A 19,881-nucleotide genomic window follows, 5' to 3' on the forward strand; every position below is an offset into this window, starting at 1 on the left:
GTTCTATCTTCCTGTTATGCCAGAGGCGTTAAGTGAGGCTATGTACAGCCTGGCCGCCGCGACGTCGAATCAGCCCGGCGCGATCCAGCAGCCAGTAAAGCATCTTCGCCACGCCGAGGCAGGCCAGAAAAATCAAAGCGAAAAAGACCACGCGCGAGCCGAACGCGTCCAGTCCCTCGCGCGCCAGCACAATCATATTAAACACCGCGCCAAAGCAGAAACTCTGCATGATCGCGCCGCTATAGCGATTGTCGGCGTCGCGCCCGCGCAAATAGAGCGTATCGAAGCCTTTGATAATCAACCCGACCACTACCGCGCCCGGCAAGATAAACCAGGCGCCGCCCATCACCACCAGCGAACCCAGCAGGGTAGGCGAAATCGCCAGGCCGGAATGGTTGTTTAGCACTTCCCAGGTAAAGTAGTTGGCGCTGTTGAGCACCATCGACGGCCTGCCCGGCCACAGCCAGCCGGGAATATAGACATAAAAGTCGCGCCAGATGGGTGCCAGTCCCTGGAACTCGATCTTTGAGTAGTTCTCCAGCAGCAGCGCCAGATTCTCCCAGGGCGAAAAGGTATCGCGCGTCAGATAAAGAAAGGTGTAAACCGCCTCTTCACCGAACACGTTGAGGTTATAGCGCCGCAGCGCCAGCCAGAACATGCCGCCTATCGCCAGCACGCCCGCCGCCGCCAGCATCCACAGGCTGATCCAGCCGCGCGTAATGCCGATAAACAGGAACAGGGCGAACGCGATAATAATATTGGCGCGCGTGCCGCCCACCAGCGCGTAGGTCAGCAGGCCGAATGCCACCGTAACCACCAGAAACAGCAGCCAGTTGCGCTGCGTCGGCCGCAGAAAATAGAGGATCAGCATCGCCGGGATAAAGAAATAGAAAAAGCGCTTCAGCGCCACGCCGGAGACTTCGCTGGAGAAAATCTGGTTATAGGCGGTCAGACGGAACAGCAGAAAGCCGTTGTGCAGGAAAAAGACCGTTACCGTACCGATCGCCACCAGCGCCAGCAGCACGCAGGTCAGGTGCGTCTCGACGCGGTTCATCTGTAGCCATGGTCGGGCGCGCGGCACCGTCGCAGGGCGCAGCCGCACCTTATAGCTGACGTAGTAAACAGCGTAGAACGCTGTCGCCGACAGCAGCGCCTGCAGCAGATACTCCGGCGGCACTACCTCGACGTTAAAGCGGAACGCCAGCACGCTGGTTAGCGGGAAACCGAAATAGAAAGTCAGTAAAAACAGCAGTGTAAAAAAGAGGTGGAAATTAAAGCGCACGCGCCTGAACTCCCGCCAGGTGAGGGTCAGAATAAAACCCAGCGACAGCAGATAAACCACCAGCAGACCGCTGAACTGCATGAGGTTCATAAGGACTCCCTTTCACATTGGCGCAGCGCCTCGCGCCAGCCCGCCACATAGCCCGGCGCGAAAAAGGCGATGGCCTGTTTATCGCAGCTCGCCAGCTGTCGGCGCGCTTCCGCGACGCTCGCGCGATCCAGCGCATCGCCGCTAAACAGCACCGGCAAGCCCTGCTCGCTGATATCGCGCCAGAACGGATTGCGCCGGTTCAGCACAAAAGGCACGTTAGCCTGAATCAGCAGGCAGAGCGTTCCGATGCCCTGCTGGCGTTCGAACATAAAATAGCCTAAATGGCAGCGGGCGAGCAGCGCTAAATAGTCGTCAAAGGCGAGATTGCTGCGCAGGAGCTCGACCTGCCCAGCAGGAAACAGCGTCGCGGCGGCTTTCTCAACCTCGCTAATGTAGGCGTCATTGTCAGGCGGATAGCCCAGCGGCACCACGACGCGCGTCTCCTCGCCAAACTGCGCGCGAATCGCTTTGAGGCCGTCAATATGGCGATTACTGGCGTCGCCGGAGTTGCCCAGCAGCACGGTAAAGCGCGCGTCCGGCGCGCTTTGCGGCGCGGCGGCAGGCATTCTCGTCGGAAAATAGAGCAGTTGGGACGGTACGCGCGGATGCCGCTGCTGATAGTGGTGTAAATCGCCGCGGGTGGCGAAAACCCGTGCGACGCGCCCCTGCGCGATGCGGCGCAGCAGATAGAACAGGCGGAACTTCAGACTGCGCGACTCTTCGTAAAGATCGGCGCCCCAGACGTGCCAGTAGATCTGGCTGGGGCGGATCTTACCGCTCAGCAGCGCCAGCCAGATGCCCGGATTAAACTGCCCGTGGCAGAAAAAACGCTGCTCGCGCGTTTTCGCCCGCGCCGTCAGCGCCTGCGCCAGCGCCTTTTTCGACGCGAAGGTCTCAATGTCGAGATGGCTGAAGGCAGCGAGCGCGGCAGGCTGCTGCGTCACCACCATAAATCGGCGCGGCCGATCGGCAGGCAGCTCAACGCTCAACACCTCGTTGAAAAAGCGCAGCACCGTCTGATTGTGATGGGGGATATCCGATCCCAGAACGTGGATTAACGTCATTTTTTTCGGTAATAAATCATAAAAGCGCCGCAGCAGAGCGCGAAATAAACAAGATAGGTCGCCATATAGGCCTGCGCCGCGCCGGTTACGCCCGAGAGCGGGATGAGCCAGCGCGAAAAGAGCGTCAGCAGCGCGAACTGGCTGATTTCGGCCAGAATATAGAAGCGCAGCGACGCCTTAGCAATCACCAGATAACCGAAAACATAGGCGCCGACCTTGAACACGTCGCCGCACAGCTGCCAGACGAAAAGATCGCGCATGGCGTGAAACGCCGGCGAAAAGAGCAGCCTGATCGCCACGTCGCGCAGTAGCCAGACGCAAAAGCCGACCGCCGCCACGGCGGGCAAGACAAAGCGCAGCGCGCGCATGATTTCACGCGCGATATCGCGTTTCTGCTCCAGCCGCGCCAGTGTCGGCAGCAGCCAGACGCTGAAGGTGGCGGTGATAAACTGCAGCCAGGCGTCGGAGATGCTGGTAACGCCCTGCCACAGGCCGACCTGCGCCCAGCCGTCGTGCTGCGCCAGCAGGTTGCGCATCATTATCCACGCGACCGGCAGCGTCACCGAGGTAATCAGCGCCATCAGGGTGAATTTCGCCAGGCTGCGCGCCAGTTCCGGCTGCCACTGCGGCTTCAGCCAGGCGAGCGGCAGCGGCACGCGTTTCTTCAGCAAAATGAATGCCGGAACAGCCACCAGCGCAGGCACCAGCGCAAAGCCCGCCAGCGCGCCCGCATAGCCGCCTGTCCACCAGCAGAGCACATAGGCCGCGACGCCGATAAGGCTGCCGACGATCAGCGCCAGCGCGTTGCCTCGCGCGTCGCGATAGCCTTTCAGCAGCGCCAGCGCCAGGTTGGCCCAGGCGATGCCGAACTGCAGGAAGGCGATGATGCGCACCACATTCGCAAAGCGCGTATGGCCAAACAGCGCCTGGCTAATCGGCGCGGCCGCCAGCAGAAAAACCAGCGCCAGCAGCGTGGAAAAGCCCAGCACCATCGCCGATGCGGTGCCCAGCAGCGCGCGTAGCGGCTCCGGCTGATGCTGATACTTCGCAACGTAGGTGGTGACGCCGTTGAAGATGCCTGCGCCCGCCAGCACGCCGAGCACGGTGATCAGCTGGCGAAAGTTGCCCGCCTGCCCTACCCCTTCCGGGCCGAAACTCACCGCCAGCAGTTTCACCACCAGCAGACCAGCAGCGATTTTCACCAGCGTGGACGTTGCCGTCCACACCGACGCTTTTGCCAGCGACATCAGGCGAAGAAACTCAGCAGGGAACTGATAACCGTATTCTGGTTATTGTCCGTCAGGTTGTAAAACAGCGGCAGCCGCAGCAGACGCTCGCTCTCGACCGTGGTGAAACGCTCTTCGCCGTGAAAGCGGCCGAACCGTTGGCCGGCGGGCGAACTGTGCAGCGGGATATAGTGGAAAACCGTCAGGATCTCCGCCTCTTTCATCCAGCTAATCAGCGCCTGGCGATCGTCGCTGTCGCGCAGTTTGATATAGAACATATGCGCATTGTGCTCGCAGTCGGCGGGCAGCGACGGCAGCTGGATACGCCCTTGCGCCGCCAGCGGCTGCAGCGCGTCGTAATAGCGCTGCCACAGGCGCAAACGCTGCTGATTGATGCGATCGGCCGCTTCAAGCTGCGCCCACAAATAGGCCGCCTGCAGATCCGCCATCAGATAGCTCGAGCCGATATCGCGCCAGGTATACTTATCCACCTGGCCGCGGAAAAACTGGCTGCGGTTGGTGCCCTTCTCGCGGATGATTTCGGCGCGCTCCACCAGCGCCGCATCGTTGATCAGGGTCGCGCCGCCTTCGCCGCCTGCCGTGTAGTTCTTGGTCTCATGAAAGCTGAAGCAGCCAATATGGCCAATCGTGCCCAGCGCGCGTCCCTTGTAGCGCGACATCACGCCCTGCGCCGCATCCTCGATGACCCAGAGCTGATGTTTCGCCGCCAGCGCCATAATGGCGTCCATTTCGCAGGCCACGCCCGCATAGTGCACCGGCACGATGGCGCGCGTTTTCTCGGTGATCGCCGCTTCGATTTTGCTTTCGTCGATATTGAGCGTATCCGGACGAATGTCCACGAAGACGATGGTCGCGCCGCGCAGCACAAAGGCGTTGGCGGTGGAAACGAAGGTGTAGCTCGGCATAATCACTTCATCGCCCGGCTGCAGATCGATCAGCAGCGCCGCCATCTCCAGCGAAGCGGTGCACGACGGCGTCAGCAGCACTTTTTTGCTGCCGAAGCGCTGCTCCATCCACTGCTGACAGCGGCGGGTAAAACCGCCGTCGCCGCACAGCTTGCCGCTGGCCATCGCCGACTGCATATATTCAAGTTCGCTGCCGACAACCGGCGGCGCGTTAAATGGGATCATGACCTTTCCTGTAGAACCAGTAAGCGGTGCTTTCCAGCCGGGCACCGCTGCGTAAATAGAGTCGCATCGCCGGCAGGTTGCTGAGCTGCGTCGCGACGCGCAGACGGCCGAGCTGGCGGACGCGTCCCCAGTCTGCGCCTGCCAGCAGCAGGCGCTGCCCGACGCCGTTGCCCTGCGCATGTGGCAGCACGCCCAACAGCCCGACCCGCGCCTCACCTTCCGTCTCACGCAGTGAGATAAAACCAAGCAGCGCGCCCGCCTCATCGCTGGCGATCAGGCACTGATGATCAAAGGTGCCGCGCACCGCGTTTTCAATCCACTGGGCGTAAAAGCGCGCGCTGGCGTCTGCCTCGAACCAGGGCGCGCGAAAGCGGCTCTGCACGAAGATCTGCGCCGCGGCGGCGCGTAGCGCGCTGATTTGCGACTCGCGGGCGATGCGGATGCCGCTCTGCCGTTCGGTGCGTTTAATGTTGATGGCCAGATCGGCTTCGCCTTCCGCCAGCTGAAATCCCTGCTGACAGAGAGCGTCGATCGCCTCAAGTCGGTCGGCGGGCACTTTGATCTGCCATAGATCGGCTGGCTGGCGCAGTGCCTCGCTCAGCGGCAGGTCGCCGTCCAGATCGAGTCGCGCCGTCTTGCAACCGAAAAAGGCGCTTTCCCACGCCAGGGGATTAATACTGACGTGGACGGGCATGTAACAGATCCAGCAGATACTGGCCGTAGCCGGTTTTCGTCAGTGCTTCTCCGGCGACGCGCAGCTGCTCGTCGCTCAGCCAGCCGTTGCGCCAGGCGATCTCCTCCAGACAGGCAACTTTGAAACCCTGTCGTTTCTCCACCGTCTGCACAAAGGTGCTGGCCTCGATCAGGCTGTCGTGCGTGCCAGTGTCGAGCCAGGCGAATCCGCGGCCTAAGAGTTCGACGGAGAGCTGGCCGCGCGCCAGATACATCTGGTTGATGGCGGTAATCTCCAGCTCGCCGCGCGCGGAAGGTTTTACCTGCTTTGCAAATTCGACAACCTGATTATCGTAAAAATAGAGGCCGGTTACCGCCCAGCGCGATTTCGGCGCGCTGGGTTTCTCTTCAATAGAGAGCGCGTTGAAGGCTTCGTCAAACTCCACAACGCCAAAACGTTCAGGATCCATCACCTGATAGCCAAACACCGTCGCGCCCTGCTCGCGTGCGGCGACTTTTTTTAGCTTCGGACTGAAGCCCTGGCCGAAATAGAGGTTGTCGCCCAATACCAGACAGCAGCGATCGCCGTCGATAAAGCGCTCGCCGATAATAAACGCCTGCGCCAGTCCATCCGGGCTTGGCTGCACCGCATAGCTGAGATGGATGCCGAATTCGCTACCGTCGCCCAGCAGGCGCACAAAATGATCGCGATCCTCGGGCGTGGTGATCAGCAGAATGTCGCGAATGCCCGCCAGCATCAGCACCGACAGCGGGTAATAGATCATCGGCTTGTCGTACACGGGCAGCAGCTGTTTAGAAATCGCCCGCGTAATGGGATGAAGACGCGTGCCTGAGCCGCCTGCCAGAATAATACCTTTCATCGCTTCCGCTCCTCTGACGCCATCATGAACGCGACGCAGCCAGGCCTAGCCGCTCGCCGCGATAGCGCCCGTCCAGAATAGCCTGCCACCATGCCTGATTTTCCAGATACCAGCGCACGGTTTTGCGCATGCCGCTGTCGAACGTTTCCTGTGGCGTCCAGCCCAGCTCGCGCGCAATTTTGCTGGCGTCGATGGCATAGCGCTGATCGTGACCGGGACGATCCGCCACAAACGTAATCAAATCGCGGTAGTGCGTCAGGCCAGCGGCTTTACGCTCCGGCGCCATTTGCTCCAGTAAATCGCAGATAGTGTTGACCACGTCGATATTGCGCTGCTCATTATGCCCGCCGATATTATAGGTTTCGCCAACCTTGCCGCTTCTCACGACGCGATAGAGCGCGCGCGCATGATCTTCGACATAGAGCCAGTCGCGGATCTGCTCGCCGTTGCCGTAAATCGGCAGCGGCTTACCCGCCAGCGCATTGATGATGGTGAGCGGGATAAGCTTTTCCGGGAAATGGCAGGGGCCATAGTTATTCGAGCAATTAGTGACGATAACAGGCAGGCCGTAGGTACGCAGCCAGGCGCGCACCAGATGATCGCTGCTGGCCTTGGTCGCTGAATAAGGGCTGCTTGGCGCATAGGGCGTGGTTTCGGTAAAAAACGCCTGCGGATCCTGCAAATCGCCAAACACTTCGTCGGTGGAGATATGGTGGAAGATAAAAGCTTCGCGTCGCGCTGCTTCAAGTCTGTTCCAGTAGCTGCGCGCCGCCTCCAGCAGTTGATAGGTGCCGACGATATTGGTTTCGACGAAGGCTATCGGGCCGTCGATAGAGCGGTCGACGTGGCTTTCAGCCGCCAGGTGCATGACGCAGTCGGGCTGATAGCGCGCGAAAACAGCATCCAGCGCCGGACGATCGCAAATATCCACCTGTTCGAAAGCGAAGCGCGCATGCTGCATCACGCTCGCCAGCGAGGCGAGATTGCCTGCATAGCTGAGCTTGTCGACCACAACGATGCGGTGATCCGTCTCTTCGATAAGAAAACGCACTAGCGCCGAGCCGATAAAACCTGCGCCGCCGGTGATTAAGAACTGTTTCACCGCCATACTCCCCGCGTATCCACAATCCAGCTTTGCGTGACCTGCGACGCGTCAACGGCGCGGAAGTGATCGTGGTCCACCAGCATCACCAGCACGTCGGCCTCCGCCAGCGCCTGCTCGCGGGAAACCAGCGCAGCCTTGTCGGCGAGCGCGGCGGGCAGCGCGGCGATATGCGGCTCTACCACCCAGCTCTGTCCGCGATGCCATTCGGCGATCATCTGCGCTACCTGCATCGCCGGGCTTTCGCGCAGATCGTCGATGTTGGGTTTAAACGCCAGCCCGAAGCAGGCGATGACAATCTCATCGGCGCGCTTGCCGCTCTGGGTCAGGCAGTCCGCCAGCGCCGCCTTGACCTGATTCAGCACCCAGTGCGGCTTGCTGTCGTTCACTTCGCGCGCGGTGCGGATCAGCCGCGCCAGCGACGGATTTTGCGCCACGATAAACCAGGGATCGACCGCAATGCAGTGCCCGCCGACGCCAGGCCCCGGCTGCAGAATATTGACGCGCGGATGGCGATTCGCCAGCGCAATCAGTTCCCAGACGTTAATCCCCTGATCGGCGCAAATCAGCGACAGCTCATTGGCGAAAGCGATATTAACGTCGCGGAAGCTGTTTTCCGTCAGCTTGCATAGCTCCGCCGTGCGCGCGTTGGTCTCCACGCATTCGCCCTGCAGAAAAATCCGGTAGAGCGCGCTGGCCTGCGCCGAGCAGGCGGGCGTCATGCCGCCGATCACGCGGTCGTTGTGAATCAGTTCCTGCATGATTTTGCCCGGCAGCACGCGCTCCGGACAGTAGGCGATAAAGATATCGGGCGTGCCGCCGTGCTGCGGGAAACGCAGATCCGGGCGCGTCACCGCCAGCCACTCCGCCATCTGCTCCGTTGCGCCGACCGGCGAGGTCGATTCCAGGATCACCAGATCGCCTTTCTTCAATACCGGCGCGATCGATTCCGCCGCCGCCTTAACGAAGCGCAAATCGGGCTGATGGTCCGCCATAAAGGGCGTCGGCACGGCGATCAGGAAGGCGTCGGCCGCTTCGGGCTGCGTGGTGGCGCGCAGAAAACCCTGGGTAACGGCATCGTGGACCACTTTGTCCAGCGCGGGCTCGACGATATGAATCGCCCCACGGTTAATGGTCTCTACCGCGTGGGCGTTGATATCGACCCCCACGACCTTTTTCTTTTGCGACGCGAAAACGGCTGCGGTCGGCAGCCCAATGTAGCCCAGTCCAATCACGGAAATGGTGTCAAAACTCATAGGTCAACTCGGGTATTTTTTAAGGCTTGCAGAATGCGCTGACAGGCATTGCCGTCGCCGTATGGGTTGTGCGCGCGGCTCATGGTTTGCCAGGCCATTTCGTCGGTCAATAGCAGACCGACTTCAGCCACGATTTTCTCTACGTCGGTGCCGACCAGCTTCACGGTGCCGGCGTCGACCGCTTCAGGCCGTTCCGTCGCGTCGCGCATCACCAGCACCGGTTTGCCCAGCGAAGGCGCTTCTTCCTGAATGCCGCCGGAGTCGGTGAGGATCAGCCAGGCCCGATTCATCAGCCAGACGAAAGGCAGATACTCCTGCGGCTCGATCAGCACGATATTGTCGATGCCGCTGAGGATGCGGTTAACCGGCTCGCTGACGTTGGGGTTAAGGTGCACCGGATAGACGATCTGCGCGTCGGGATGCTGACGGGCGATACGCGCCAGCGCGCTGCAGATACGCTCAAAACCTTCGCCGAAGCTTTCGCGACGATGGCCGGTGACCAGCACCAGCTTCTTCTCGCTGTCGAGGAAGGGATAGCAGCCGGCGAGCTGCGCGTTGAGGCCGGGATCGGCGATAACCCGATCGCGTACCCACAACAGCGCGTCGATCACTGTATTGCCGGTGACGAAGATGCGCGCGTCGGGCAAATTTTCCGCCAGCAGATTCTGGCGCGAGCGCTCGGTCGGGGTAAAGTGCAACCGGGCAAGATGACCGGTCAGCTTGCGGTTGCCCTCTTCGGGCCACGGCGACGTCAAATCGCCGGTGCGCAGTCCCGCCTCGACGTGGGCGACCGGGATCTGCTGATAAAATGCCGCCAGGCTGGCGGCGAGCGTGGTGGTGGTGTCGCCATGCACCAGCACCACGTCGGGTTTAAAGTCGAGCAGCACGGTTTTCATGCCCTGTAAAATGCGGCAGGTGATCTCCGTTAATCCTTGCTCAGGACGCATCACGTTCAGGTCATAATCGGGCTGCAGCGCAAAGAGGCGCAGAACCTGATCGAGCATTTCGCGGTGCTGCGCGGTGACGCACAGGCGAGAGTCAAACGCAGGATCCTGCGCCAGCGCCTGCACCAGCGGCGCCATTTTTATCGCCTCCGGGCGAGTCCCGAATACTGTTAGCACTTTCACGCGGTTTCTCTCGCTGATCTGACGCCGGAACGACGCGCCAGCGCCACGCCTGCGCCCGTCAATGCGCCTAACGCGCCCCACATAACCATCATAAACAGGCGACGCGGGCTGTCGCGCGAAACCGGCTCTTCCGGCGTACGCAGGTAGCGGTAGGTCTGGAAGGTGCGGTTCAACGTCGGGCCGGCGCTCAGCGTGGTGAGCATCGCCCTGTTTTGATCATAGCTGATATCGTAGCTGGGTCCGGTCGCCTGCAGGGTTTCCAGCTGCGCCTGCAGCTGCGGCTCGCCCAGCAGGAAGAGGTCGCTGTCGGCGATCGGTTCGCGCGCGTCGCGCGAGCGGTTTTCATGGATGCCCTGCTGGCTGGCGACCTTCAGCGCCTGCTGCAGACGATGCTGCTGACGCTGGAAAACGGCGTTCGCCACATCTTCCTGACGCTTCACCTGCGCCTGCAGCTGCTCGCTGCGCGCCTGCCATGCGCCTTTCAGCTCGCCGTTAAGGTGGCGTGCCGCACGCTCGCTGGCGAAGGCGATATACTGGCGCAGCAGGTTGTTGGCGTCCCCGGCGGTTTCCGCGATGAGCTTAACGCTGTCGCGCGTATTGCGCGCCGCGTCGGCGGGCAGAAACTGGATATTGGCGACCATATCGTCAAGCAGCGCGGCGTCGTTATGGGCGTTGCCTGAGCGGCGGCTTTTGTAATATTCCGTCTGCTGCCAGAAGTCGCGACGCGTATCCCAAGCCCCCAGCTGCATAATAAATTCCTGATAGACCTCATCCATGATGGTCGGCGAGGGCGCCGCCAGATTGAGCGTATTGTTGCGCACGTCGAGATTATTCAGAAACTGCTCCTGCGCGTAGTAATCGCCGAGCATATTCACCGTAGGACGATCGGTAATCGCCGTGGTGCTCCACGCCTGTTTCATCAGCAGCGAAGCCAGCCACGCGACCAGCGCGAAAAGCAGCGCCAGACCGATAATCCAGCGCTTGCCGCGCCATAACGCGCAGCCCAGGCCGCGAATATCCAGTTCGTTATCTGCAACCTCAGAGGTCATCACAAGGCAATCCTTATCAGGGTAATTTTTTCTTAGCGTCGCGATGAGCGTTCAAACGACGCTTTATACGACGGATCAGGCGCGCCACGCGCCAGGCGTGTTTCAGGCAATAGCCGTAAAACATAAACGCCACCATAAACAGCACCAGCATCACCCACTCGGGGATAAAGGCGAGGTACTCGCCAAGTACGCCGATGCCGGCGAGAATCGCGGCCGCCACGGTGATCAATACAAACGCCTGACGCGAGGTGAAGCCGGCGCGCATGATCAAATGATGAATATGCTGCCGGTCAGCGGAGAAAGGGCTCATGCCTTTGCGCAGGCGACGATACATAATCGCCACCATATCCATTAGCGGAATGGCGATCAGCCAGAGCGCGGTCACGGGCGTAATCGGATGACTCAATCCCTGCGTGGTTTCCAGCAGGATCCAGATAATGGTGAAGCCAATCATGGTGCTGCCGGCATCGCCCATAAAGACTTTATAGCGACGGCCGAGAAAACCAAGATTCAACAAGATATAAGGTATGGTGGCGGCAATCATGGCGAAGCACCAGACGGCCAGGCTGTACTGGCCGTCGAAGCAGAGAATAATGCCCATCGCCGCAAAGGTGACCGAGGAAAGGCCGCCCAGCAGGCCGTCGATGCCGTCCACCATATTAAAGGCGTTAATCGCCGCCCAGACGGCAAACAGCGTCAGCACGTAGCCGAACGGCCCGACCACCAGCTCAACCGGGCCGATAATAAAGCCAAGGCTGAGCAGATAAAGTTTGGCGCCTACCATCATCGCCACCGCTACCGCGGCCTGCACCACAGCGCGGATTTTTACGCTGATATCGAAACGATCGTCGAGCGCGCCGACCAGCACCAGCAGACCGGCGCAGATAAGATAAAGCGTGGCGTGCGGCAGGTAGAAGCGGGTAATGAGAAACATAAAGCAGATGCCGGCGTATACGGAAATGCCGCCGACCAGTGGAATGGCGCCGTGATGACGTTTACGGGAATTAGGCGTGTCGACCAGACCTATTTTTTTAGCCGCTTTGCGCGCAAAAAAGATAAAGACTAAAGAAAATAGAAAAGTAAGGCCCAGCTCAGTACTCATAGTGAGTAAATTCACGTTTAACGCTCTCAGCTAAAATCAGGGACAGGATAAACAAACTGCATGTTTTTGCCTTTCATCCCGAGTCCGAATTCTGCTTCCGACCACGCGCGCATGGTTATTTTTTGCGCACTGCCGCCGCAGTCATTATAAATGCTCCTGCCAGCGGTAATCCTAATGCGCACAAATAAAAAACGCCACGTTAAGACGTGGCGTTAGGGCGAATTCCTGCGCATTTAGGCTAAAAAAGTCGGTTTCGCCGTCTCGATTAGCCAGCGCGGAATTACGAGCGCTTCATCATATCGAAGAATTCGTCGTTGGTTTTGGTCATCGCCAGTTTGTTGATGAGGAATTCCATCGCGTCGATTTCGCCCATCGGGTGAATAATCTTGCGCAGGATCCACATCTTCTGCAGCTCTTCCTGGGAAGTAAGCAGCTCTTCTCTACGCGTACCGGAGCGGTTGTAGTCAATCGCCGGGAAGACGCGTTTTTCAGCGATTTTACGTGCGAGGTGCAGCTCCATGTTACCGGTGCCTTTAAACTCTTCGTAAATCACTTCATCCATCTTCGAACCGGTATCAACCAGCGCGGTCGCGATGATGGTCAGGCTGCCGCCCTCTTCCACGTTACGCGCGGCGCCGAAGAAGCGCTTCGGACGATGCAGGGCGTTGGCGTCAACACCACCGGTCAGCACTTTACCTGATGCCGGCACTACGGTGTTGTAGGCGCGCGCCAGGCGAGTGATGGAGTCGAGCAGGATGATCACGTCTTTTTTGTGTTCAACCAGACGCTTCGCCTTCTCGATCACCATTTCGGCAACCTGAACGTGGCGTGAAGCCGGTTCGTCGAAGGTAGAGGCGATAACTTCGCCTTTGACCAGACGCTGCATCTCGGTCACTTCTTCCGGACGTTCGTCGATCAGCAGCACCATCAGCACGCAGTCTGGATGGTTGTAGGCGATGCTCTGCGCGATATTCTGCAGCAGCATGGTTTTACCCGCTTTCGGCGGCGCGACGATCAGACCACGCTGTCCGCGGCCGATCGGCGAAGCCAGATCCAGCACGCGTGCGGTAAGGTCTTCCGTCGAACCATTGCCGCGCTCCATGCGCAGACGGCTGTTGGCGTGCAGCGGCGTCAGGTTTTCGAACAGAATCTTATTACGCGCGTTTTCAGGCTTATCGTAGTTAACCTCGTTAACCTTCAGCAGCGCAAAATAACGCTCGCCCTCTTTCGGCGGACGGATTTTGCCGGAGATGGTGTCACCAGTGCGAAGGTTGAAACGGCGAATTTGGCTGGGAGAAACGTAGATGTCGTCGGGACCGGCGAGGTAAGAGCTGTCTGCGGAGCGGAGGAAACCGAATCCGTCCTGCAATATCTCCAGCACACCATCACCGAAGATGTCCTCGCCGCTTTTCGCGTGCTGTTTGAGGATGGCGAAAATAATATCCTGTTTGCGCATGCGCGCCAGGTTTTCCAGCCCCATATTTTCGCCGAGGGTAATCAGCTCAGAAACCGGCGTGTTCTTTAATTCGGTAAGATTCATAGTGATGGGTTCTTAAACTCGGGGTAATTCTCGAAATGTTGGTCGTGAATGGTATGGCTTAATATTCCATGCCTGTTAATGGCGCTTTCAACTCTTCTCGACGATCATCGTCAGGGATGGCGACTGGAAGCGAGAGAGACGGTTGAAATGCGATGCCAAAGTTGGTGCTAACCGTCAGAATTGCTAAACCGCTGTATACGGAACGTGCTTCAGGGTTTAACAAAGGAAATCTTTAAGATGCAAACTACAAGGTAAGTGCGTAATGCAGTGAAAGTAACTTAGCACGCTAAAATGCGAACGTCCAGCAGTGGAAGAAAATTCGCCACCGCCGAACGTTCTCGTCCTTACGCCAGGTTGGCGTTCAGGAACTCTTTCAGCTGGCTTTTAGACAGCGCGCCGACTTTCGTCGCGGCGACTTCACCGTTTTTGAACAGCAGCAGCGTCGGGATGCCGCGGATGCCGTACTTCGGCGCGGTGCCCGGGTTATCGTCAATGTTCAGCTTGGCGATAGTGAGCTTACCGTCGTACTCTTCGGCAACTTCATCGAGAATCGGGGCGATCATTTTGCAAGGACCACACCATTCAGCCCAGAAATCTACCAGTGTGACGCCTTCTGCTTTCAGAACGTCTGCATCGAAACTGTCATCGGTGAGGTGAACGATTTTATCGCTGCTCATGTATTACTCCACAAGATTATGCCTGGCGAATTGGCGTAAAGTTTACCAACGAAGGTTGACTTTATTTCATCGGATACGCTTTCGTAAAGCGATAGTAAGCTGATATTCTACCACACTATGAGCAAAACACACTTAACAGAACAGAAGTTTTCCGACTTCGCCCTGCACCCTCTGGTCGTGGAAGCCCTTGATAAAAAAGGCTTTCATCACTGTACGCCTATTCAGGCGTTAGCTCTGCCCTTTACGCTCTCAGGGCGTGATGTCGCAGGCCAGGCGCAAACCGGTACCGGCAAAACGATGGCGTTTCTGACGTCGACGTTTCATCATCTTCTCACTCACCCTGCCCAGGAAGGCCGTCAGATCAATCAGCCGCGCGCGTTGATCATGGCGCCGACGCGCGAACTGGCGGTGCAGATCCACGCCGACGCCGAACCGCTGGCGCAGGCCACCGGTCTGAAGCTGGGCCTGGCTTACGGCGGCGACGGCTACGACAAGCAGCTAAAAGTGCTGGCCGACGGCGTCGACATCCTGGTCGGCACCACCGGCCGTCTGATCGATTACGCGAAACAGAACCACATTAACCTCGGCGCGATTCAGGTGCTGGTGCTGGACGAAGCCGACCGCATGTTCGATCTCGGCTTTATTAAAGATATCCGCTGGCTGTTCCGCCGCATGCCGCCTGCGACGCAGCGCCTGAGCATGCTCTTCTCCGCCACGCTCTCCTGGCGCGTGCGCGAACTGGCTTTCGAACACATGAACAACGCCGAGTACGTTGAGGTGGAGCCAGAGCAGAAAACGGGTCATCGCATTAAAGAAGAGCTCTTCTACCCGTCGAACGAAGAAAAAATGCGCCTGCTGCAGACGCTGCTGGAAGAAGAGTGGCCGGATCGTGCTATTGTCTTCGCCAACACCAAGCATCGCTGCGAAGATATCTGGGGCCATCTGGCGGCGGACGGACATCGCGTCGGCCTGCTGACCGGCGACGTGCCGCAGAAGAAGCGCCTGCGCATTCTGGACGACTTCACCAAAGGCGACGTCGATATCCTGGTGGCGACCGACGTGGCGGCGCGCGGCCTGCATATTCCTGCGGTCACGCACGTCTTTAACTACGACCTGCCTGACGATCGCGAAGATTACGTTCACCGTATCGGCCGTACCGGCCGCGCGGGCGCCAGCGGACACTCGATCAGCCTGGCCTGTGAAGAGTACGCCCTGAACCTGCCGGCGATTGAAGAGTATATTGGCCACAGCATTCCGGTGAGCAAGTACAACAGCGACGCGCTGATGGATAACCTGCCCCCACCGAAGCGTCTGGCTCGCGCCCGTACCGGCAACGGTCCGCGCCGCGGCGGCAACAACGCGAATCGTCGTGGAGCGCCGCGTAACAACAACCGTAAACGTTCGGGTTAATCCACATTATGCTAAGCGCATCGTCACTTTATGCTGCGATTGATCTGGGATCCAACAGCTTTCATATGCTGGTGGTGCGCGAAGTTTCCGGAAGCATTCAGACCGTCGCGCGCATTAAGCGCAAGGTGCGTCTGGCTGCCGGTCTGGACAAAAATAACCATCTTTCCGTCGAGGCGATGACGCGCGGCTGGGAGTGTCTGAAGCTCTTCTCCGAACAGCTGCAGGATATTCCTTCCGAACAGATCCGCGTGGTCGCGACCGCCACCTTGCGCCTGGCGGCCAACGCCAGCGAATTCCTGTTTACCGCACAGCAGATTTTGGGCTGCACGATTAACGTTATCAGCGGCGAAGAGGAAGCGCGCCTGATTTATCAGGGCGTCGCGCATACCACTGGCGGCTCGGACAAGCGGCTGGTGGTCGATATCGGCGGTGGCAGCACCGAGCTGGCCACCGGCGACGGCTCGCACGCCTCCGTGCTGTTTAGCCTGCCTATGGGCTGCGTAACCTGGCTTGAACGCTTCTTCAGCGACCGTCATCTGGCAAAAGAGAATTTCGACGCCGCCGAGCAGGCCGCGATCGACATGATCCGCCCTATCGCCTCGCCGCTGCGCGCTCACGGCTGGGAAGCCTGCGTCGGCGCCTCCGGCACCGTCCAGGCGCTGCAGGAGATTATGGTGGCGCAGGGCATGGACGAACGCATCACCCTGAGTAAGCTGCAGCAGCTCAAACAGCGCGCCATTCAGTGCGGCAAGCTGGAAGAGCTGGAGATCGAAGGCTTAACGCTGGAGCGCGCGCTGGTTTTCCCCAGCGGCCTTTCCATTCTGATTGCGGTATTCCAGGAGCTCGGCATCGAAAGCATGACGCTGGCCGGCGGCGCGCTGCGCGAGGGACTGGTTTACGGCATGCTGCATCTGCCGGTCGATCGCGATATCCGCAGCCGCACGCTGCACAACGTTCAGCGTCGTTTCTCTATCGATGTGGAACAGGCAGCGCGCGTGCGTCAGCTGGCCGACGTGTTTTTCCGTCAGGTGAGCGCGGTATGGAAACTGGATCAGCGCTGCCGCGAGCTGCTGCTCAGCGCCAGCGCGATACACGAAATCGGCCTTAGCGTCGATTTCCGCCAGGCTCCACAGCACGCCGCCTATCTGGTGCGCCATCTCGATCTCCCCGGCTTTACGCCCGCGCAGAAAAAACTGCTGGCCTGCCTGCTGCAGAACCAGAGCGGCAGCATCGATTTAGCACTGCTGACCCAGCAAAACGCTCTTCCGCCGCGTCTTGCCGAACGCCTCTGCCGTCTGCTGCGGTTGGCGATCATCTTTTCCAGCCGTCGTCGCGACGATACGCTGCCTGCGGTGCGCTTACAGGCTGACGACGATACGCTGCATCTCACTCTGCCGGCAGGCTGGCTGGAAGCGCATCCGCTGCGCGCCGAGCTGCTGGACCAGGAGAGACATTACCAGTCCTATGTGCACTGGCTGCTGCAAATATCTTAAGGCATGGCTATTACGGTTATTCAAAATAGCCGTTTATACTGAGCGATCTGCAGTATTCAGATAGACCTGGCCGCCATCCCTTTTCCCTATGCCCAGAACGATGACCGTGATGGTTTCATCCTCAACCAAATAAACTAGCCTGTAACCGGTAGCCCTGAGTTTAATTTTATACTGATCTTTACGGCCATGAAGTTGAGCAGCAGGAATGCGCGGATTTACTAACCGCTCGGCCAGCTTTTTCTTGAACTGCTCTCGAATGGTATGACCCAGTTTTTTCCACTCCTTTTCAGCGGAGGGAATGAATTTAAGTTTATAAGTCATCGAGCGAAATCTCTTTCGCATCAGGCAACTCAGCCAATCGCTCGTCAACCAGACGTCCTAGTTCGGCATCCTCCGCCAGCTCCATCAAATAAGCGTAGACAGCAGGCGGTACGCAGTAGAAAGCGGGTTCATTACGATTGAGTATGGCAATGGTTTCGCCCTCAGCGGAACGGATTGTTCCCATAGGATCACGTTTCAAATCGGTGATACTGGCTGCTGTATTGGTCAGAATAGTAAAAGGCATCGTTTGACCCCTTGAGCTAATAGCATGGACTAAAAGAGGATAATTCTAAAGATACTAATAATAGCACCTTTAAAAGCGCTACTAATAGTATCTTATTTAGCCAGTGACCATCCGATAAAGCAAATCAAAGCAACGGAACGCTTAGCCCTTTTTCGCCTTCTCCAGCATCGCCCGCAGGCCGGCGACCCGCGTTTGCCCGGTTTTCATCCGCTCTTCGGCGCTGACGACCTTGCGCTCGGTTTCCCAGACGACATCATCCTGCGGCAGTTCCAGCAGAAAGCGGCTCGGCTCCGGACGCACCAGCTCGCCATACTGGCGACGCTCGCGGCAGAGCGTAAAGGTCAGCTCTTTCTGCGCGCGGGTAATGCCGACGTAGGCCAGACGGCGCTCCTCTTCGATGTTGTTCTCATCGATGCTGCTCTGATGCGGCAGCAACCCCTCTTCCATGCCGACCAGAAAGACGTAGGGAAATTCCAGCCCTTTCGAGGCGTGCAGCGTCATCAGCTGCACCTGATCGAGCTCTTCGTCGCTCTCGCCGCGCTCCATCATGTCGCGCAGCGTAAAGCGCGTGACCACCTGCGTCAACGTCATCGGCTCGTCGATATCGCTGCCCTCAAGCATCTCCGTCATCCACTGAAACAGCGTATTGACGTTCTTCATGCGCATTTCGGCCGCTTTCGGACTGCCCGACGTTTCGAACAGCCAGCTTTCATAGTCGATGCCGCGGATCAGATCGCGCACCGCGTTGACCGGCTCGCGCTCGGTCATCTGCACGATCTCCTGCAGCCAGTGGGTAAAGCGCTGCAGATGTTCCAGGCCGCGCCCGCTTAGCGTCTGCCCAAGGCCGACGTCGAAACTGGCGTTAAACAGGCTTTTATTGCGCAGGTTCGCCCACTCGCCCAGCTTTTGCAGCGTCGCCGGGCCAATCTCGCGACGCGGCGTGTTGACGATGCGCAAAAAGGCGCTGTCGTCGTCCGGGTTGGTAAGCACGCGCAGATAGGCGAGCAGATCCTTAATCTCGGGCCGCGAAAAAAACGAGGTGCCGCCAGAGATGCGATAGGGAATGCGGTTCTGCATCAGCATCTTTTCAAACACGCGTGACTGATGATTGCCGCGATAGAGAATTGCGTAATCTTTATACTGCGTTTTATTGATGAAATGGTGCGCGATCAGCTCGCCCGTTACGCGCTCCGCCTCATGATCCTCATGGTTCGCGGTCAGCACTTTGAGTTCGCTGCCGAGACCGAGCTCGGAGAAAAGCCGCTTCTCGAATACGTGCGGGTTGTTGGCGATCAGGATATTCGCCGCTTTCAGGATGCGCTGCGACGAGCGGTAATTCTGCTCCAGCTTGATCACCTCCAGCGCCGGAAAATCCTCTTTCAGCAGCACCAGATTCTGCGGCCGCGCGCCGCGCCAGGAGTAGATCGACTGGTCGTCATCTCCGACCACGGTAAAGCGCGCCCGCGCGCCCACCAGCAGCTTCACCAGCTCATACTGGCTGGTATTGGTGTCCTGATACTCATCCACCAGCAGATAGCGAATGCGCTGCTGCCAGCGCTCCCGCACCTCCTGATTGCGCTGCAGCAGCAGCGTCGGCAGCAGGATCAAATCGTCGAAGTCGAGCACGTTACACGATTTAAGATGCTGATCGTAGAGGCTGTAGCAGTGAGCGAAGATATTGTCGCGCTCGCTGCGCGCCAGCGCGGCGGCGCGCGGCGGATCGATCAAATCGTTCTTCCAGTTGGAGATGGTCGAGATCAGCTGCTGCAGCAGCGTCTTGTCCTCTTCCAGCCACGGCTGCGTCAAATCTTTCAGCAGCGCCAGCTGGTCGGTATCGTCGAACAGCGAGAAGTTGGACTTCATGCCCAACGCGGCGTATTCGCGCTTAATGATCTCCAGTCCCAGCGTATGGAAGGTGGAGATCATCAGGCCGCGCGCCTCTTTTTTCCCCAGCGTCTGGGCGACGCGCTCTTTCATCTCGCGCGAGGCTTTATTGGTAAAGGTAACCGCCGCGATATGGCGCGCCTGATAGCCGCACTCGCGGATCAGATGGGCAATCTTATTGGTGATGACGCGGGTTTTGCCCGATCCCGCTCCCGCCAGCACCAGACAGGGGCCGGTAACAAACTCGACGGCGCGTTGTTGGCTGGGGTTTAAACGCATAGTAAAAAATCGCTCAGTAAAAAGAGAGGAG

At 58.8% G+C, this 19,881-nt stretch carries 18 protein-coding genes; 2 read left to right on the forward strand and 16 right to left on the reverse strand.

Going from position 1 to position 19,881, the window contains the following annotated elements:
- Positions 1-28: 28 nt before the first annotated feature.
- From wzyE to trxA, 13 genes are all read right to left on the reverse strand, one after another.
- Positions 29-1,372 carry an ECA oligosaccharide polymerase gene (gene wzyE / locus PVE98_RS18750; protein ID WP_033754568.1) on the reverse strand — a complete coding sequence of 448 codons (1,344 nt, stop codon included), beginning with the start codon at positions 1,370-1,372 and terminating at the stop codon, positions 29-31.
- A complete protein-coding gene (locus PVE98_RS18755; RefSeq protein ID WP_096072380.1) occupies positions 1,369-2,436 on the reverse strand; it encodes a TDP-N-acetylfucosamine:lipid II N-acetylfucosaminyltransferase in 1,068 nt (355 codons plus the stop codon). The genes wzyE and PVE98_RS18755 overlap by 4 nt, the downstream gene beginning before the upstream one ends.
- Positions 2,433-3,683, reverse strand: coding sequence for a lipid III flippase WzxE (gene wzxE, locus PVE98_RS18760; RefSeq protein WP_096072379.1), 1,251 nt, complete (start codon positions 3,681-3,683; stop codon positions 2,433-2,435). Before wzxE ends, PVE98_RS18755 begins: the two co-directional genes overlap by 4 nt.
- Positions 3,683-4,813: a dTDP-4-amino-4,6-dideoxygalactose transaminase gene (gene rffA, locus PVE98_RS18765; RefSeq protein ID WP_096072378.1), complete on the reverse strand. Its 1,131-nt coding sequence runs from the start codon at positions 4,811-4,813 to the stop codon at positions 3,683-3,685. The genes wzxE and rffA overlap by 1 nt, the downstream gene beginning before the upstream one ends.
- Positions 4,800-5,507: a dTDP-4-amino-4,6-dideoxy-D-galactose acyltransferase gene (rffC, locus tag PVE98_RS18770; RefSeq protein WP_033754559.1), complete on the reverse strand. Its 708-nt coding sequence runs from the start codon at positions 5,505-5,507 to the stop codon at positions 4,800-4,802. The genes rffA and rffC overlap by 14 nt, the downstream gene beginning before the upstream one ends.
- Entirely contained in the window at positions 5,485-6,366 is an 882-nt protein-coding gene (rfbA, locus tag PVE98_RS18775) for a glucose-1-phosphate thymidylyltransferase RfbA (RefSeq protein ID WP_033754556.1), read from the reverse strand. The genes rffC and rfbA overlap by 23 nt, the downstream gene beginning before the upstream one ends.
- Before the next feature lie 22 nt (positions 6,367-6,388).
- Complete coding sequence (gene rfbB / locus PVE98_RS18780; RefSeq protein ID WP_096073858.1) at positions 6,389-7,468, reverse strand: dTDP-glucose 4,6-dehydratase; 1,080 nt, start codon at positions 7,466-7,468, stop codon at positions 6,389-6,391.
- The gene (gene wecC / locus PVE98_RS18785) at positions 7,465-8,724 is read right to left on the reverse strand and encodes a UDP-N-acetyl-D-mannosamine dehydrogenase (protein WP_096072377.1); all 1,260 of its coding nucleotides are present in this window, start codon (positions 8,722-8,724) and stop codon (positions 7,465-7,467) included. Before wecC ends, rfbB begins: the two co-directional genes overlap by 4 nt.
- On the reverse strand, positions 8,721-9,851 hold the full coding sequence (gene wecB, locus PVE98_RS18790) for a non-hydrolyzing UDP-N-acetylglucosamine 2-epimerase (protein WP_096072376.1): 1,131 nt from the start codon (positions 9,849-9,851) through the stop codon (positions 8,721-8,723). Before wecB ends, wecC begins: the two co-directional genes overlap by 4 nt.
- Complete coding sequence (gene wzzE, locus PVE98_RS18795) at positions 9,848-10,900, reverse strand: ECA polysaccharide chain length modulation protein (protein ID WP_033754547.1); 1,053 nt, start codon at positions 10,898-10,900, stop codon at positions 9,848-9,850. The genes wecB and wzzE overlap by 4 nt, the downstream gene beginning before the upstream one ends.
- 16 nt (positions 10,901-10,916) lie before the next feature.
- The gene (wecA, locus tag PVE98_RS18800; RefSeq protein ID WP_033754545.1) at positions 10,917-12,002 is read right to left on the reverse strand and encodes a UDP-N-acetylglucosamine--undecaprenyl-phosphate N-acetylglucosaminephosphotransferase; all 1,086 of its coding nucleotides are present in this window, start codon (positions 12,000-12,002) and stop codon (positions 10,917-10,919) included.
- 280 nt (positions 12,003-12,282) lie between these two features.
- Complete coding sequence (gene rho, locus PVE98_RS18805) at positions 12,283-13,542, reverse strand: transcription termination factor Rho (protein ID WP_407568530.1); 1,260 nt, start codon at positions 13,540-13,542, stop codon at positions 12,283-12,285.
- A 344-nt stretch (positions 13,543-13,886) separates the two neighbouring features.
- Entirely contained in the window at positions 13,887-14,219 is a 333-nt protein-coding gene (gene trxA / locus PVE98_RS18810; RefSeq protein ID WP_033754540.1) for a thioredoxin TrxA, read from the reverse strand.
- Between the two features lie 117 nt (positions 14,220-14,336).
- On the opposite strand from trxA, the gene rhlB reads away from it, so the two are divergent.
- Both rhlB and gppA read left to right on the forward strand, forming a co-directional pair.
- The gene (gene rhlB, locus PVE98_RS18815; RefSeq protein ID WP_096072375.1) at positions 14,337-15,629 is read left to right on the forward strand and encodes an ATP-dependent RNA helicase RhlB; all 1,293 of its coding nucleotides are present in this window, start codon (positions 14,337-14,339) and stop codon (positions 15,627-15,629) included.
- 8 nt (positions 15,630-15,637) lie between these two features.
- Positions 15,638-17,122, forward strand: coding sequence for a guanosine-5'-triphosphate,3'-diphosphate diphosphatase (gppA, locus tag PVE98_RS18820; RefSeq protein ID WP_096072374.1), 1,485 nt, complete (start codon positions 15,638-15,640; stop codon positions 17,120-17,122).
- Positions 17,123-17,155: 33 nt separating this feature from the next.
- On the opposite strand, the gene PVE98_RS18825 is transcribed toward gppA, so the two are convergent.
- From PVE98_RS18825 to rep, 3 genes are all read right to left on the reverse strand, one after another.
- A complete protein-coding gene (locus PVE98_RS18825) occupies positions 17,156-17,443 on the reverse strand; it encodes a type II toxin-antitoxin system RelE/ParE family toxin (protein ID WP_033754532.1) in 288 nt (95 codons plus the stop codon).
- Positions 17,433-17,687 carry a type II toxin-antitoxin system Phd/YefM family antitoxin gene (locus tag PVE98_RS18830; RefSeq protein WP_033754529.1) on the reverse strand — a complete coding sequence of 85 codons (255 nt, stop codon included), beginning with the start codon at positions 17,685-17,687 and terminating at the stop codon, positions 17,433-17,435. Before PVE98_RS18830 ends, PVE98_RS18825 begins: the two co-directional genes overlap by 11 nt.
- Positions 17,688-17,828: 141 nt before the next feature.
- A complete protein-coding gene (gene rep, locus PVE98_RS18835; protein WP_033754526.1) occupies positions 17,829-19,850 on the reverse strand; it encodes a DNA helicase Rep in 2,022 nt (673 codons plus the stop codon).
- Positions 19,851-19,881: the final 31 nt, after the last annotated feature.

It is taken from the genome of Pantoea sp. GABEPS69, from assembly GCF_045780835.1.
GTDB lineage: Bacteria > Pseudomonadota > Gammaproteobacteria > Enterobacterales > Enterobacteriaceae > Pantoea > Pantoea septica.

What these genes read in the sequence shown, in the direction of transcription:
- wzyE (WP_033754568.1), bottom strand. Translation starts at nt 1,372, where the DNA reads ATGAACCTCATGCAGTTCAGCGGTCTGCTGGTGGTTTATCTGCTGTCG.
- PVE98_RS18755 (WP_096072380.1), bottom strand. Translation starts at nt 2,436, where the DNA reads ATGACGTTAATCCACGTTCTGGGATCGGATATCCCCCATCACAATCAG.
- wzxE (WP_096072379.1), bottom strand. Translation starts at nt 3,683, where the DNA reads ATGTCGCTGGCAAAAGCGTCGGTGTGGACGGCAACGTCCACGCTGGTG.
- rffA (WP_096072378.1), bottom strand. Translation starts at nt 4,813, where the DNA reads ATGATCCCATTTAACGCGCCGCCGGTTGTCGGCAGCGAACTTGAATAT.
- rffC (WP_033754559.1), bottom strand. Translation starts at nt 5,507, where the DNA reads ATGCCCGTCCACGTCAGTATTAATCCCCTGGCGTGGGAAAGCGCCTTT.
- rfbA (WP_033754556.1), bottom strand. Translation starts at nt 6,366, where the DNA reads ATGAAAGGTATTATTCTGGCAGGCGGCTCAGGCACGCGTCTTCATCCC.
- wecC (WP_096072377.1), bottom strand. Translation starts at nt 8,724, where the DNA reads ATGAGTTTTGACACCATTTCCGTGATTGGACTGGGCTACATTGGGCTG.
- wzzE (WP_033754547.1), bottom strand. Translation starts at nt 10,900, where the DNA reads ATGACCTCTGAGGTTGCAGATAACGAACTGGATATTCGCGGCCTGGGC.
- wecA (WP_033754545.1), bottom strand. Translation starts at nt 12,002, where the DNA reads ATGAGTACTGAGCTGGGCCTTACTTTTCTATTTTCTTTAGTCTTTATC.
- rho (WP_407568530.1), bottom strand. Translation starts at nt 13,542, where the DNA reads ATGAATCTTACCGAATTAAAGAACACGCCGGTTTCTGAGCTGATTACC.
- trxA (WP_033754540.1), bottom strand. Translation starts at nt 14,219, where the DNA reads ATGAGCAGCGATAAAATCGTTCACCTCACCGATGACAGTTTCGATGCA.
- rhlB (WP_096072375.1), top strand. Translation starts at nt 14,337, where the DNA reads ATGAGCAAAACACACTTAACAGAACAGAAGTTTTCCGACTTCGCCCTG.
- gppA (WP_096072374.1), top strand. Translation starts at nt 15,638, where the DNA reads ATGCTAAGCGCATCGTCACTTTATGCTGCGATTGATCTGGGATCCAAC.
- PVE98_RS18825 (WP_033754532.1), bottom strand. Translation starts at nt 17,443, where the DNA reads ATGACTTATAAACTTAAATTCATTCCCTCCGCTGAAAAGGAGTGGAAA.
- PVE98_RS18830 (WP_033754529.1), bottom strand. Translation starts at nt 17,687, where the DNA reads ATGCCTTTTACTATTCTGACCAATACAGCAGCCAGTATCACCGATTTG.
- rep (WP_033754526.1), bottom strand. Translation starts at nt 19,850, where the DNA reads ATGCGTTTAAACCCCAGCCAACAACGCGCCGTCGAGTTTGTTACCGGC.